The sequence below is a fragment of the Desulfuromonas sp. TF genome, from assembly GCF_000472285.1.
In the GTDB taxonomy this organism is placed as follows: Bacteria; Desulfobacterota; Desulfuromonadia; order Desulfuromonadales; family ATBO01; genus ATBO01.
This window is the reverse complement of record NZ_KI421424.1, coordinates 29565-44250: the sequence shown is the minus strand read 5'-3', so window position 1 is coordinate 44250 and position 14686 is coordinate 29565. Positions and strand designations below refer to the sequence as shown.

Annotated in this window: 10 protein-coding genes and 1 riboswitch; of the genes, 5 read left to right on the top strand and 5 right to left on the bottom strand. The window is 58.7% G+C overall.

Going from position 1 to position 14686, the window contains the following annotated elements; genetic code table 11:
• Positions 1–6: 6 nt before the first annotated feature.
• Positions 7–2268: an ATP-binding protein gene (locus tag DTF_RS0116490; protein ID WP_155890850.1), complete on the bottom strand. Its 2262-nt coding sequence runs from the start codon at positions 2266–2268 to the stop codon at positions 7–9.
• Between the two features lie 255 nt (positions 2269–2523).
• Between DTF_RS0116490 and DTF_RS25715 the strand changes: the two genes are divergently transcribed.
• Complete coding sequence (locus tag DTF_RS25715; protein WP_051361403.1) at positions 2524–4311, top strand: PAS domain-containing sensor histidine kinase; 1788 nt, start codon at positions 2524–2526, stop codon at positions 4309–4311.
• A gap of 188 nt (positions 4312–4499) precedes the next feature.
• Here the strand turns inward: DTF_RS25715 and DTF_RS0116480 are convergent, their stop codons facing one another.
• From DTF_RS0116480 to pfkA, 4 genes are all read right to left on the bottom strand, one after another.
• Positions 4500–5621, bottom strand: a complete 1122-nt coding sequence (locus DTF_RS0116480) for a PqqD family peptide modification chaperone (protein WP_162148662.1) — start codon at positions 5619–5621, stop codon at positions 4500–4502.
• A gap of 132 nt (positions 5622–5753) precedes the next feature.
• Positions 5754–6005: a hypothetical protein gene (locus DTF_RS0116475; RefSeq protein ID WP_027716213.1), complete on the bottom strand. Its 252-nt coding sequence runs from the start codon at positions 6003–6005 to the stop codon at positions 5754–5756.
• Between the two features lie 127 nt (positions 6006–6132).
• Positions 6133–6212: riboswitch (cyclic di-GMP riboswitch) on the bottom strand.
• A 60-nt stretch (positions 6213–6272) separates the two neighbouring features.
• Positions 6273–7526 carry a nucleotidyltransferase family protein gene (locus DTF_RS0116470; RefSeq protein WP_027716212.1) on the bottom strand — a complete coding sequence of 418 codons (1254 nt, stop codon included), beginning with the start codon at positions 7524–7526 and terminating at the stop codon, positions 6273–6275.
• Positions 7527–7620: 94 nt separating this feature from the next.
• A complete protein-coding gene (gene pfkA / locus DTF_RS0116465) occupies positions 7621–8583 on the bottom strand; it encodes a 6-phosphofructokinase (RefSeq protein WP_027716211.1) in 963 nt (320 codons plus the stop codon).
• 230 nt (positions 8584–8813) lie between these two features.
• On the opposite strand from pfkA, the gene DTF_RS0116460 reads away from it, so the two are divergent.
• The 4 genes from DTF_RS0116460 to DTF_RS0116445 all read left to right on the top strand — a co-directional run bounded on the left by DTF_RS0116460 (position 8814) and on the right by DTF_RS0116445 (position 14597).
• The gene (locus tag DTF_RS0116460) at positions 8814–9044 is read left to right on the top strand and encodes a hypothetical protein (protein WP_027716210.1); all 231 of its coding nucleotides are present in this window, start codon (positions 8814–8816) and stop codon (positions 9042–9044) included.
• 19 nt (positions 9045–9063) lie between these two features.
• A complete protein-coding gene (lon, locus tag DTF_RS24070; RefSeq protein WP_081703047.1) occupies positions 9064–11448 on the top strand; it encodes an endopeptidase La in 2385 nt (794 codons plus the stop codon).
• Positions 11449–11676: 228 nt separating this feature from the next.
• Positions 11677–13167 carry a pitrilysin family protein gene (locus DTF_RS0116450; RefSeq protein ID WP_027716209.1) on the top strand — a complete coding sequence of 497 codons (1491 nt, stop codon included), beginning with the start codon at positions 11677–11679 and terminating at the stop codon, positions 13165–13167.
• Between the two features lie 2 nt (positions 13168–13169).
• Positions 13170–14597 carry a pitrilysin family protein gene (locus DTF_RS0116445; RefSeq protein ID WP_035057754.1) on the top strand — a complete coding sequence of 476 codons (1428 nt, stop codon included), beginning with the start codon at positions 13170–13172 and terminating at the stop codon, positions 14595–14597.
• The last annotated feature ends 89 nt before the right edge of the window (positions 14598–14686 follow it).

Sequence of the window (14686 nt, the reverse complement as noted above, 5' to 3'; positions counted from 1 at the left end):
GGCAGTTTACTGCGAAGGTTCGGCGGATGGTCGGCTTTCCCGGGGGTTGGGTCTCTCACGATCTCCCAACTCCACCCAGAAGGTAGCCCCGCCGCCGGGGGTCTCCTCGACCCATGAGGCTCCGGCATAGAACTGCGCGATCTTTTTCACCGTGGCCAGTCCGATGCCGGTACCGGCGATCTTCTCCCCCGTGGAGCCACGAAAAAAGACGTCGAAGATGCGATCGCGCTCCCTCTCCGGCACTCCCGGTCCGTGGTCCCGTACGAAAAAGCGCGCCTTTCCCATTATTCTTGTCCCACCGATTTCGATCGGGCCGCCCTGCGGACCCGCATATCGGATAGCATTGCCGATCAGGTTGGAGAAGACCTGGGCTAGAAAAGTCGGCGGTATGTGGACCGAGGGGAGTGGTTCGGTCCGGATATGCAGGCCGGCGTCGGCGATCTGGCTCCCCAATTCCTGGAGAACTTCCTGCAACACTTTTCCGGCATCGACCGCTTCAGCCGGCCTGGGCAATTTGCCGACTCTGGCCAACTCCAGCAGATCCTCCATCATGGCCGACATCCGCTCCGCCTGCTTCTGGATTTCCGCCAAGGCCACCCTGGCGTTCTCATCCAATTGCGTCGATTTCTGCTGCTCCAGAAGAAAATCCGAGAACCCGATGATCGCCGTCAGGGGTGAGCGCAGGTCGTGGGAGACCGTGTAGACGAAAGCGTTCAACTCCTGGAGCGCCCGCTCCCTTTCCGCTTCGGCCCGCTTGCGGTCGCTGATGTCGAGGAAAGTGACCAAGGCGCCGATTTTTTCTTTTCCCTTGATCGGGTGGGACCAGTATTCGATCGGAAAGCTGGTGCCGTCGGCTCGCCATAAAATCTCGTCCTCTCCGTGGATGGCTACATCCTTTCTCAGCACCTCGGAGATCCGGCACTCGTTCGACGGATAGGGCGAGCCGTCGGCGCGGGTGTGATGAATAAGGGAGTGGATCGGTTTTCCCAGTAATTCGCTCTCATCATGGTAGCCGAGCAACCGGAGAGCTGCAGGATTGCAGAACGTGCACGATCCTTCCAGATCAAGCCCGTAGATCGCTTCGGCAGTAGAGGTGAGGAGCAGATCGACCCTCTCTTTCTCCCTCCCCACGGCCGACTTGGCCCGTCGGAGCAGAACGACGCTGAAGCCCAGAACAAGGGTCAGCGCCGTCATGATGCCGATGATGATCCACAACTCCTCCCGGCTGAGGGCGTAGAATGGGGAGGGTTCGTGGACGAGCACGCTCCCTGGCGGCAGCCGCCGCATGGAAAGGGAGAATCTTCTCAGCTCGCGGTAATCGAACATGAAGCGATTGCTCTCGGCAACCACGGGAATTCGGTCCGGGTCTTCTCCCGCCAGAACACGCAAAGCCATCCGGGCGGCAACCTTTCCCTGCTCGCGGCCGTTCACCAGTTTGCCGCCGACGATTCCTTCCCCGAGAAAGAAGTCCCAGAAACTGTAGATGGGGCGGGGACAGGCCGCGCGGAGGGCGCGCATCCCCTCTTCATAGGACAGGATCCTGCCTGAACGGAGGGCGACCGAACCATTGAGGAGTACGAGCGTGTCGGCCGGAAGTTCCGCCATCCGGTCGGTCAATTCCTCAATGGGAATATCGTCCCAGAAGGTGAACCCAGCCGGGAAGTCGTTTTCGGTCAGTACGGATTGAATCATCTGGCGGTTTTGCCGGCTGGTGATGTTGGCGAAACCGCCGATGACGACCACCTCCGTCGTACCCGGATGAAGGTGCAAGGCCGTCTCGATCGTCTCCCGGTAGGACGGGTACTCGGCGACTCCGGTCACTTCCGGAAAACCGGCGACCATCGAGGGGTGAAAATTGTTGATTCCGCAAAAAACGATGGGAGTATCGAGAAAGAGGTCATCGCGGTGCTTGAGGACGAATGACAGTGCCGGATTGTCCGAAAGGAGAATCAGGTCGAACCTTCTTTCTTCGAGCTTGTAGTGGAAAATGGCGTCGAGGATGTAGGTCGCATAGTCCGGGCTCGTGTAACGCAGCGTGTCCAGATATTCGATGTGAAGATGAATATCGTCCCGACCCTTCAGGACTCCACGCATCCCCGCCATGATGCTGTCGGTCCACGGAAGCCCCGGGTGATAGGAATGCAGGATGAGGACGTCCTTATGCTCCCCCGCGTGGGCCGAGACCGAGACCGGACAGGCGGAATAAAGAAGAAATAAACCGAGCAACAGGAGGGTTCGTCCGAAAGGAGGGAGGAGTTCGGTTCGCATAAGGATAAGAACCTTTTCTTCCGGCACCGGCGCCGCAGGGAACTGAATTAGGCGATTATCTCCGTCCGCCACATTAACATTATCTATAATTCATTAGTTTAGTCAACTTGAAAGTCCACCCGCGCCAGATATTCGCTTTATGCCAATCCTAACCTAATCAAAGAGGAAAGACTGTTATCAGAGGCTTTTTTAGAGCATTTTTCTCTGCTCTGTTATATAAAAACAAATCTATACATCGTCCGCATGGAGGGCATTATGTCGATCTTCATTCCGGGTGAAGCCGGAGAAGGGCTCGAATTCCATTCGGTTGAAGGATTCCCGAATGCCATCATAAATGCATGGGACGGATGGATATACGTTGGCGGTCCCGACTTCCGCATCCGCTTCATGAATGGCCGTTTCATCGAAATGCTCGGTCGCGATGCGACCGGCGAACCTTGTTTTCACGCCCTGCATGGTCGCGGCGAACCCTGCCCCTGGTGCCCCCGGGAAGTCTTTGCCGGAAAGAGCGCCAGCGGAATTTTCCAGAAACCGACGGATGGACGCTGGTACCACGTCGTTAATTTACCCCTTCCCCTCTCCGACGGCGCCTTCGCCAAGGTGGCTTTCATCCGCGAATGTTCCGAACCGGAATCCCGGATAAAAGATCTGCCGGTTTTTCGCAACATCGTCGACCAATTGAGCGACGCCGTCTTTTTCCACGCCCCGGAGGACGGGAGGATTCTGTACGTGAACGACCTGGCCTGCAGCAGCCTCGGCCAGAGCCGGGAGGCGCTGCTGGGAATGCTGCCGTCCGGCTACGCGGATGCTCCCGTTTCGCCCCTGGCGTGGCGCAAAATGGTGGACCGCATCGAGAAAGAAGGAGTCGCCGTTTTCGAGGCGAGGCATCGGCGCAAAGACGGCATGTTCATCGATGTGGAGGTCAAGGCGACCAAGGTGCAGGCCGGGCTTGAGCGTTTCATCGTCACGGTGGCGCGGGACATCACCAAGCGGAAGCAGACCGAGAACCGCCTGGTCGAGGAACGGAACAAAGTCGAGGCGATCATGGAGGCCACGGGCGACGGGGTGACCGTCCAGGACCTGGACTTCCGGATCATCTATCAGAATGAAGTCCTGATCCGCCGGCGGGGCCACCGCCTCGGGGAACCTTGCTACCGCGTTTACGCCGACCGCGACGAGATCTGTGAAGATTGCCAGGCGCAGAAGAGCATCGCCGACGGGCAGGTGCATCGCCGCCCCTTTACAACGACGACCCCAGGGGGTGAGCCCCTCCATCTGGAGATCACAGCTTATCCTCTGCATGATGCCGCCGGCAAGGTGATGGCCTGCGTCGAGGTGGTGCGCGACGTGACCGAGCAAAGGCGGCTGGAAAACAGCCGCGAGGAGGCCTTCTCCGCGGTCAGCCATGAGATGCGCACTCCCCTGACCGCCGTTCTGGGTTTCGCCCAGTTCATGAAGGAGAACCCGACGTCGCCGGAGCAGCAGCGGGAGTATCTGGGCCTGATCGAAAAAGAGGGGCGGAGGCTGAAGCGGCTGATCGACAACATGCTCGGCCTGCAGCGGTTGCGGGCTGGATTCGGTCTGATGAATCCCGCTCCGGTACAGCTCTATCCCTTGCTGCACGAGGTAGCGGGACGTTTCTGGAATCCCCTGGTTCCTCAGCGGATTGAAATCGACTGTGTCCCCGACATCTTCCCGGTTCTGGGTGAAGCTGTCAGGCTCCAGGAGGCGCTGACAAATCTTCTCGACAATGCGGTCAAATACTCCCCTGCCGGGAGCATGATCGTCCTCGGTGCACAGGCGGACGGCGACCGGGCCCTGGTGTGGGTGAGGGATGAGGGTCCCGGCATTCCTATGGAGAAGCGAGAGAAAATTTTCGAGCAGTTTTACCGCCTGGAAGAGAGCAGGAGGGCGGCCGGAACCGGGCTGGGTCTCGCTCTGGTCCGGGAAATCGCCCATGCCCATGGTGGAAGGGTGTGGGTGGAAAGTGCCCCTCGGCAGGGAAGTACTTTCTATCTGAGCCTGCCGTTTGCCCCTGATTAGGGCCTGTCAGGAAATAAGTATCACATCTGGCATCTCATCTTCAGGCCATCTTTGACCGTGCCTCAATCGCCAAATCCTCAACGTAGCCTTGCTACGTCTGCGGTTTGGCTCAATCAGCTCAGCCAAATCTGACCTAAATCTGAGCGCCATAGTATTTCACTTATTTCTTGACATGCCCTTAGCCGGCATCAATCTTGAATCAGCTCCTCCAATAACTCCAGTGCCTCTTCAAGGCTCGAGAAGACGAGCTCAAAACAGGGTGTCCGTTCTACAAGGGCAAGCATCGCCTCGATGTCGCCGGAGAGGAATTTCCGGTCGGAGGAACCGGTGGCCGCCAGCCTCTGCAGAGCATCAATCTTGGTGAGCGGAGCCAGCCGGGTCTTCGATCCCTCCCGATAGATCGGATAGACGATGATGTCGATGGGAGCGGCACTGTTTCCCACACCTGTCAGGCTTTCCGGCGGCGGGGAGAGATAGCGCACGTGCTTGCCGTCCGCCCGATGATAAAGGGCACCCGAGGCGAGCCCGGGATAATACCGTTCCAGAGCCTGCACCGAGCCCGGCTTGATGCTCATCGGCATTGGAAACGGCGCAACGCGCAGGTCCCCGATGTCGAGGACCGCCAGTTCGTCGGAGAAAAACCGCCAGCCTCGCGCGGCCAGCGCCGCCGCCAGGGTAGTCTTGCCGCTGCCTGCCTCGGCAGGAAACAGTACCATCTTTTCCTTCCTGCCGATGACAGCGGCATGAAACAGCAGCGCGTGGGGCAGGGCCGCGCAGGTGCGGACGAAGACCAACGTGAAGAGATGGGGGAGGACCTCATTCTCGGCGGCTCCTTCGAGGAAGCGTCGGCCGTCCAGGTAGATGTCCCAAGTATTCTTCGCACCGTCTCCGACGACAGCCAGGCGGGTTTCGGCCCTTACCCTGCGATTCATGGAAAGGTGTTTCATGTACCCGACGAACGTTCGCCCCGGTCCGGGATCCTGGCTGCAGAGTTCGATGATGTGGTTGGGCGTTTGAAACAACTCCCGCAGGGGCCATCTCGCCGGCTCCGTCAAGAGGAGGGCAGAGGAAGGGATTTTCCACTCGCCGTCATCCTCAGGAAGGTCGACCAGCTTTCCTTCGCCCAGCAGTCCCTCATTCCCGAAACAGGCCAGGCTCGCTGCGGTATCCCGCAGGGCCGTGATCTCATCGAGTGAGAACTCTTCGGCCAGGGCTCTAGCCAGCTCATCGACACGGCGGATATTCTCCAGAGAGCGCCACAGAAAAGCGGCGGAGGTATTCAGGCCCCATACCCGGCGAGTGCCTTCCAAAAAAAGGACGCCTCCGCCGGCGAACGGATAAAAGCGGACAGAAGCGGAGGGTAAGGGGAGCGGTGATTCCCCTGCCTGGTGAAAGTGTGCACCGTTCACCCTACCCTCCTGTCATTGCATTGTTGTCCACGGTTAAGGAGTCGGATTGTTGTTCACGCCGACTCCCGGGTTTGGCCCGACCGTTCCGCCGTCGGGCGGTTTCGGCGTTGCGGGTCCCGTGATCTCGCCGTATCCCGAGTTCCAGGATTTCGCCGCACTCGCCTTGTTGACCAGCATCGCCATGATAACCGGTGTGGCATAGGCGGCATACATGCTGGTGCGCAGGAAGTCCCTGCGTCCTTCATCCTTCAATCCCGTTGCTTCAATCCCTTTTTCCTCTTCCATTTTTTTTCCTCCTCTCTCTCCATGTTAACGTCGGAGAACAATACATTCCTGATCTTCGATTTTGTAACTCCGTCTGCCCTGGCGAACCCGATTAAAAAACCGAGCGCACCACGGGGCTTTTGCACCCTTCGGCAGCTCGGCCATCTTCTGTATCGAAGATCCGCGGCTTTCCGCCCCTCCCTCATGGGAAGTTCGGCTTTGTCGGGGTTCCGGTTTTGCTACACGATTATCACCCCCCGATGTTTTGTCAATAATTACTCTAAGGAATTATTTTAGTCTCTTCTCTCCCTCCGCCCGTTTTTTTGCCTCGGCAGAAATCCCGAGGCCGCCCCTTGCCCATTTACGAAAAGTAAACGCAACTCGTAGAGGAAAATTTGCGGCCTCCGGGGCATAGTAGAGATTGCGCCACATCCAGGCCGGCTCTTTCACGCGGTAGTAAATCCTTAGCAGGAATCTGGTGGCCAGGGCGATGATTTTTGCCCTGACGGCCGACGGCGACTCGCCGTCGGCAACCCCTTGTTTTCCCGCGGCCACGATCCGGAACAGATGTATCCCGGCCGTGAAACGCCTCGGGACGCAATCGGGCCAGGGCAGGGCCATCAGCCGGTGGGCCAGCGACAGGTAGACGATGAACTCCATGCCGAGCTTCTGGCCGGCTCCCCGCCTGAACCACTCCTCCCAGTCCAGACGGGATTCGTATCTGCGGGACAGGGAAGCAAATTCGGCAAGATGCGTCAGTGCAATGGAAGAGCGGATGAAATTGCGTTGCGGAACCAGTGCGTGGACGGTGTTGTGCAGGAGGCGATGGGTTGGCGAGAGAATGGCGGCTTCGACGCCTTCCAAGGTCGTTTTTTCACTTCCCTCCCAGGCAAGGTCGTCCGGCAGCGTTCTGCCGTCCTGCCTTCTTGCCGTCCTGGTATGGATCTCTACCGCGACCGGCGTCCCCGGTTTGTTGAAGCGCGGCAGGTGATGATGACGGTTGCCGCTGAAAACCTCGATCTCGTCCTGCTCGCGGCGTACCTGTTGCTCATAACCCAGTTGGAGCAGAGCGGCTCGCGCTTTTTCCGAATACCGAGGTTCGATCAGGATGTCGAGATCCCCCATCATCCGAGCCCCCGGGTCTTCGTACAGGTCATCACAAAAAGTGGCGGCTCCTTTAAGCAGCAGGGTCCGTATGCCGAGCACCTGGAAGGTCCGCAGGAGCTCCTCCAGGGCAAGGCGAAAGGCATCGTTGCGCTCGATATTGGCTTGATGAAGGAGGTTCAGGTATTCCTGCAGCTCGCCGGGTAGAAAGGGTAGAAACCCCTTTTGCCGAAGGCGGACATACCAGAGGGGAGTGCAGAAATTAAGGTTCGCCCTATACAGCAGACTTCCCCAGTCGATCTTCTTCTGTTCGGCGGCCTGAAGAAGGGGGCCGGCCGCCGCATCATTGTTGGAGGGGGAAAGAAAGAATGCCAGCAGGGCATACGGATTGTCGAAGGACAGGCTGGCTAAAGGTCGGCTTTTCGGGCAAACGTCCATCAGATCGCCATTTAGGAATTGGGATGGTGAACGATCAGGTCCGGGAATGTGGCGACCGTCAGGCCGGCATTTCAGCTGGCGACGTCACTTCAAATTAACTGACCAGCACTCCGGCCAGCTTCAGCATGTCCGGATCGATGGGGTGGCTGCCGCTGTTGAGCACCTGGTCGAAGGGCGTCAGTCGCAGCGAGGCGCGATCGAGGCCGATCATGGCCCCCCCGCGGCCGGCTTTGAGAAACTCGACCGCCGCCACGCCGAACCGCGAACCGAGAAGGCGGTCGAAATGGGAGGGTGAGCCGCCGCGCTGGTAGTGGCCGAGGACCATCAGCCGGGTTTCGAAGCCTCCGCAGTCCTTGATCCTGTCGGCGATCTTCTGGGCGGTGGCCACTCCCTCGGCTACCATGATGATCGAATTGCTTCGCCCTTCGAGGTAGCGCTTGCGCAGATTCCTGCAGATTGCCTCCATATCATACTCGGCCTCGGGAATCAGCGCGTGCTCGGCACCGCAGGTGATCGCCGCGGCCAGGGTGAGATAGCCGCAATTGCGCCCCATCACCTCCACGACGAAGGCGCGGTCGTGGCTGGAGGCGGTATCCTTCAGGCAGTCGACGGCGTAGACGACGTTGTTAAGCGCCGTGTCGACGCCGAGAGAAATGTCGGTAAAGGGGATGTCGTTGTCGATGGAGGCCGGTATGCCGATGACGTTGATCCCATGGCGATGCAGGGAATGCGCTCCGCGGAGGGAGCCGTCACCGCCGACCACCACCAGCCCTTCGATGCCGAGGCCCTGGAGGATTTCGGCCGCCTTCTTCTGGCCGGCTTCTTCGAGCATTTCGGCGCAGCGGGCGCTCTGCAGGGAGGTTCCGCCGCGCTGGAGGGTATTGCTGATCAGGCGCGAGGTCAGGGTCTCGAAATCGCGGTTGAGCAGTCCTTTGTATCCTTTTCGAATGCCGAGCACCTCGATTCCCATCGCCTGACCCACCCGGGATACCGCTCGAATGACGGCATTCATCCCCGAGCAGTCTCCTCCGCTGGTCAACACCGCGATACGTTTCACTTTCACCTCCTGAATTTATTCGACCAATGCGAAGACCGACTGCGCACTCAACCTCTGTTTTTCAGTAATATCTTAGAGTTAAACATTTAAAGAATGCTTTGTCAAAGCCCCACACCATCTTGACACCCCAAGCCCCATTGATATTCTTATCTGCAACCCTGTCTATGAAGGGCATGCAGGACGCTCCGCAAAAGGATGCTCAAACTCCTCAAGGCCGAAGGAATATATCGATGAATGAAAAGGTTCTGAAAGAACAGCTTGATCGTTTCCAGAAAGAGCTCAGCCTTGCGGGGGCCGAAACGGACAAGAGTCTTCTCGAACTGAGAGTAGAGATGGACAGACTCAAACTTGAAACTGCCGCTTTGAGATCCTTTCTCAGCGCGGTCTATCCTTCATTCGCGGAACAGTTTCCCCAGATTCTGGCCGAGACAATTCAGGAAGTGGACCCCGAATCCGACTGAATCAGCAAGGGAGATATTCATGAACGGTCGACACCAGCCTATACCGCAGATGCTTCCGATTTACCCCATGCGGGAACAGGTGATGTTTCCTCATATGGTCTTTCCCCTTTTCATCCAGCCGGATGAGATGCCTCTTATAGAAGAAGCCATGCGCAGTGATCATCTGCTTGGCCTTGTCATGTGCTCCTCGAACCACGAGCCGCTGGTTTTTCAGGATCTCGCAAAGGTGGGTACGGTATGCCGCATCAACCAGGTGTTCCGTTTTCCGGAAGGCGGCTGCAAGGTCGTCGTTGAAGGGATCAAACGCATCCGACTGGTCATTGCCACCCAGATGTCCCCTTTTATCATCGCCAAGGTGAATGTGACGGAAGAGCAGGACAGCGGCGGTCTTGTCTCCGAGGCGCTGGTCCAGAGCGTCAACGCCCTGCTGAAGATCGCTCTGGCCTACGGACGTCCCCTGCCGGGCGATGTGGTCAAGATGATCGACCAGATCGAGGACGCCGGCCGGCTCGCCGACCTGGTGGCCGTTTATCTCAACCTTCCGGTTGGAGACCAGCAGCGTCTGCTCGAAATACTTGACCCGCTTGAACGGCTGAAGGAGGTTTACCTTCACCTGACCAGCGAGGTGCAGAAGCTTCAGGTGCGGGGGGAAATCCAGTCCGACCTGGCCAAGCGCATTGGCCGGACCCAGAAGGAATACCTGCTTCGGGAGCAGATGAAGCAGATCCAGGAGGAACTCGGCGATGAAGATCCCCGTCAGGCCGAGATCAACGAATTCAGAAAACGCATAGAAAAAGTGGGGATGCCGGACAATGTCAAAAGCATCGCCGAAAAAGAGCTCGGTCGTCTGGAGCGGATCAATCCCGCCTCGCCGGAATACACCGTGGCGCGAACCTATCTTGAATATCTCTGCACCGTCCCCTGGAGTCGCGGAACGCAAGATCTTCTCGACATCAACCTGGCCCAGAAGGTGCTGGACGAGGACCACTACAATCTCCAAGAGGTCAAGGAGCGGATTCTTGAATATCTCGCGGTCCGCTCACTCAAGACGACGACCAAGGGACCGATCCTCTGCTTCGTCGGCCCTCCGGGCGTCGGGAAAACCTCTCTGGGGCGCTCCATCGCCCGAGCCATGGGTCGCAAATTCATCCGTATTTCACTGGGGGGAATGAAGGACGAAGCGGAGATCCGAGGTCATCGCCGCACCTACATCGGCGCCCTGCCGGGGAGAATCATCCAGGAAATCTGCAGGGTCGAGGCGAACAACCCCGTCTTCATGCTCGATGAGGTGGACAAGATCGGTCAGGACTTCCGCGGCGATCCTTCCTCCGCTCTTCTCGAAGTGCTGGATCCCGAGCAGAACTATTCCTTCACCGATCATTACCTGGACGTTCCCTTCGATCTTTCCGGGGTGATGTTCATTACCACGGCAAATATCATGGATCCCGTTCCCCATCCCCTCAAGGATCGGATGGAGGTTATCCATCTCTCCGGTTACAGCGACGAGGAGAAGGTTCAGATAGCATTCAAGTATCTGATCCCCAAGCAGGTGGTGGAGAACGGTCTGGAGGGCCATACCCTGGAATTTGTCGAGCCCGCGGTGCTCAAAATCATCAAGGATTACACGAGAGAGGCGGGGGTGCGCAATCTTGAGCGGCAGATCGCCTCCATCTGCCGCAAGATCGCCAAGGAAATCGCCCAGGAAAGGACCGCCCGCCGGGCGATCACCTCGGCCGACGTGGAAGATCTGCTGGGGTCCCGCAAATACTTTTCCGATGTGGCCGGGGAAGAGGACAGTGTCGGGGTGGTCACGGGACTGGCCTGGACCGAGACGGGAGGCGACATCATCTTCGTCGAGGCGTCGCGCATGGCCGGCAAAAAAGAACTCACCCTCACCGGAAGCCTGGGAGAGGTGATGCAGGAGTCGGCCAAGGCGGCAATGACCTTCATCCGGGCTCACGCCGAAGACTTCGGAATCGACCCCGATTTTTTCACCAAAAGCGACATCCACATCCACGTTCCCGCCGGGGCCATTCCCAAGGACGGTCCCTCGGCTGGAATCACCATTGCGCTCTCTCTCATCTCCTTGCTTACGAGGCGCCCGGCTCGCAGGGACGTCGCCATGACCGGGGAACTGACCCTTTCCGGGAGGATCCTGCCCATTGGCGGGGTCAAGGAAAAAGTTCTGGCCGCCAGGCGGGCCGGCGTCACTACGGTCCTGCTCCCTGAACGAAACAGGGAAAACCTCTCGGATATCGAGGAGAATATTCGCGAGGAGATGAATATAGATTTTGTGTCCAGTCTGCAGGAAGTCGTGGATAAAACTCTTCTCCCGCCCCGGCGCTGTACGCCGACAGAGCCTTTTGCCGATCACTCGGCCCCTTCCTTCGATCATTGCCCCTGATCGAATCCGCCCGGTCGAAATTTACCGATTCTCTTCTCGACCGGGCGCGTTGCCAGGGTATATACTTGATGGCGTCGCAAAAAGTCCGCCCTGCGGCGTGAAAAACCACCTGGCCTTGCAGGACGAAATTTTTTCTTAGCCATCCTTCTGAGTTTCTGTGAGCAACATACGTGCGTTTTGAAAAGCAGGGTATCATTCGACCCCACAACCGATAAGGAGTTGCCATAGATGTTCCGTTTACCTCTCGGGCGGCTTGCCGCCGCCCTGACGATCTCTCTCCTCTTCTTTTCGGACGCCGTCGCCCAGCCGCTGGAGGAGAAGGTCAGGGAGCACACCTTCGAAAACGGTCTCAAACTGCTGGTTGTCGAGCGGCACGAATCGCCGACCTTTGCGGCCTATGTCACCTTCGGCGTCGGATCGGTGGACGAAACGAGCGAGTACAGGGGGGTCGCCCATCTCCTTGAGCACATGCTCTTCAAGGGGACCAAAACTCTCGGCACCACCGATTATCAGAAGGAGAAGCCGCTGCTCGAAGCCATTGAGGAGGCCGGCTCGGCGCTCGATGCTCTCAAGGGCCGCAAGGATGCGGAGCCGGAACGGCTGGCCGCCCTCCGGCAGCGCCTTTACGAACTGCAGCAGGAGCACAAGAAATATGTCGTCAAGGACGAGTTCTCCCGCATCTACTCCGAAAACGGCGGAGTCGGCTATAACGCGTTCACCAGCAAGGATCTGACTACCTACCTGATTTCGCTCCCCGCCAACAAGCTGGAACTCTGGGCCGCGATCGAGTCGGACCGGATGAAGAATGCCGTCCTGCGCGAGTTCTATACCGAGCGGGACGTGGTCATGGAGGAGCGTCGCCGCTCCTATGAAAGCAATCCGGATGGAAAGCTGTATGAAAGCCTCATCGCCGATGCCTTCACGGTTCATCCCTATCGGCACCCGATCATCGGCTGGAACACAGATATTGACAATCTATCCCTGGCCGAAACCCGCGAGTTTCTGCATAAGTACTACGCGCCGGTGAACACGGTTATCGCCCTGGTCGGCGATATTGATACAGATGACGCCATCGAGATGGTGGGGAAATACTTCGGATCGATTGCACCCGGCACTCCGGTGCCGCCGAACACCACGGTGGAGCCGCCGCAGGGGGGCGAAAAGCGCCGCCACATCGTGTTCGACGCCGAGCCGCGGCTTGCCGTCGCCTACCATAAACCGACCCTTCCGGAGCGCGACGACTACGTTTTCGACCTGATCGACAACATCCTCTCCCAGGGACGCACTTCGCGGCTTTACCGCTCCCTGGTCGTGGAGCGCGAGCTGGCCACCTCGGTGGGCACCTACGGCGCTCCCGGTTCCCGCTATCCCAACCTCTTCGTCGTATCGGCCGTGCCCCGCTATCCCCATACCACCCGGGAGGTGGAGGAGGCGATCTATGCCGAGCTGGAACGGCTGGCTAGAGAGCCGGTGACGTCCGAAGAACTGGAGCAGGCGCGAAATCGTCTGCGCGTCGATCAGCTGCGCAGCCTGAAAGAAAACGGCGGATTGGCGCGGATGCTCACCTACTACCAGACGGTCGCCGGTGACTGGCGTTACGTGGTGAACTACGATGAGATCGTCGCCACGATCACTGCCGAGGAGGTGATGGAAGCGGCCCGGACCTATTTCGATTCCTCCCGGCGCACCGTGATAACCCTCGGCAAGGAAGGTGAATAGTCATGCGGCGCAAGATTCCGGTGATTCCCTGTATTCTTTTCGTAATCGTCCTTTTTTTGTCGTCCTGCGCCCCCAGGCCTCAGGCTTTTCGTCCGGACCAACTTGAATTCGACCCCCTGGTCTTCCATGTGCCGCAGGTGGACCGTATCGATCTTCCCAATGGAATTCGCCTCTATCTCAAGGAGGACCACGAACTTCCCCTGGTGCAGGTGACCGCCATGGTCGGCGCCGGATCGATCGGCGAGCCCGCGGAAAAGACCGGTTTGGGGAGCCTGTTCGCAGCCGCCCTGCGCACCGGCGGCGCAGGCGGGTACAGTCCCGATGAGCTGGACCGGATTCTGGAGCGCCAGGCGGCGAATCTTTCCGTGGCTACGGGGACGTATGCAACCACAATCGATCTTTCGGTACAGGCCAGTGACCTTCCCCTGGGACTGGCGGTGGTGGCCGACCTGCTCCGACGCCCCGGCTTCGCCCCGGAGCGGATGGAGCTGGCCCGTAAGCAGATTATCGAAGACATCCGCAGGCAGAACGATCTGCCCTCCTCAATAGCTTCCAGAACCCTCTCCAGGGCAGTATACGGCGATCACCCCCTCGGCCGGACTCCGACGGTGGAAAGCGTCTCCTCCATCACCCGCGGCGAGCTGACCGATTTCCATCAGCGCTATTTTCATCCGAACAATGTGTGGTTCGCCGTTTCCGGTGATTTTGACCGGAAAGCCCTTCTGGATCTTCTGGATCGGCAGTTCGGCGGGTGGCCGCGCGTGGAGTTCGCTCCTCAGGCCATCCCTCCGGTGCAGAAATCCCGCGAGCCCAAAGTGCTGGCAGGGGACAAGACAGTGCCGCAGACGACCATCCTCATCGGCGAGTTGGGCATCGACAAGTCGGATCCCGATCTGCATTCGGTGCGGGTGATGAACTACATCCTCGGCGGGGGCGGATTCAACTCGCGACTCATGCGCGAAATCCGTTCCAATCGCGGTCTCGCATACTCTGTCTACTCCTATTATCAGGTGGGACGGCGACTCCCGGGACCCTTCATCGCGGGAGCCGAGACCAAGAGCTCTTCGACCCTGGACGTGGTGGAGACCATGCGGCGGATCATGGCCGAAATGAGAGAGGAACCCGTTACGGATGCGGAACTCGAGCTGGCCAGGGAAAGCCTGATCAACTCCTTTGTCTTTGCCTTTACCGACACCCACGATGTGGTGACCCAGATCATGCGGCTCGATTTCTACGAGTATCCGGAAGGATACCTGGAATCGTTCCGCGACCGTGTCGCAGCGGTATCGAAGGAGGACGTGCTTCGGGTCGCCCGGGAACATCTGAATCCGGAGAGTCAGAAAATCGTACTGGTGGGTGACCGCGCGGCTTTCGACAATTCGCTGGAAGCCTTGGGGATTCCGGTGGAAGCGGTCTCAGTTGAAGAGTGATGGCGTCGCAAAAAGTCCGCCCCACGGCGTTACGGCGTTTTTTCAGGACCTCGACATACCTGATGTATGCCTTCGCCCCTGAAAAACCA

Bases quoted from the DNA above. Each gene is read 5' to 3' on its own strand.
- DTF_RS0116445 (WP_035057754.1), top strand. From the start codon at position 13,170: ATGCGGCGCAAGATTCCGGTGATTCCCTGTATTCTTTTCGTAATCGTC.
- DTF_RS25715 (WP_051361403.1), top strand. From the start codon at position 2,524: ATGTCGATCTTCATTCCGGGTGAAGCCGGAGAAGGGCTCGAATTCCAT.
- DTF_RS0116460 (WP_027716210.1), top strand. From the start codon at position 8,814: ATGAATGAAAAGGTTCTGAAAGAACAGCTTGATCGTTTCCAGAAAGAG.
- lon (WP_081703047.1), top strand. From the start codon at position 9,064: ATGAACGGTCGACACCAGCCTATACCGCAGATGCTTCCGATTTACCCC.
- DTF_RS0116470 (WP_027716212.1), bottom strand. From the start codon at position 7,526: ATGGACGTTTGCCCGAAAAGCCGACCTTTAGCCAGCCTGTCCTTCGAC.
- DTF_RS0116490 (WP_155890850.1), bottom strand. From the start codon at position 2,268: ATGCGAACCGAACTCCTCCCTCCTTTCGGACGAACCCTCCTGTTGCTC.
- DTF_RS0116475 (WP_027716213.1), bottom strand. From the start codon at position 6,005: ATGGAAGAGGAAAAAGGGATTGAAGCAACGGGATTGAAGGATGAAGGA.
- DTF_RS0116450 (WP_027716209.1), top strand. From the start codon at position 11,677: ATGTTCCGTTTACCTCTCGGGCGGCTTGCCGCCGCCCTGACGATCTCT.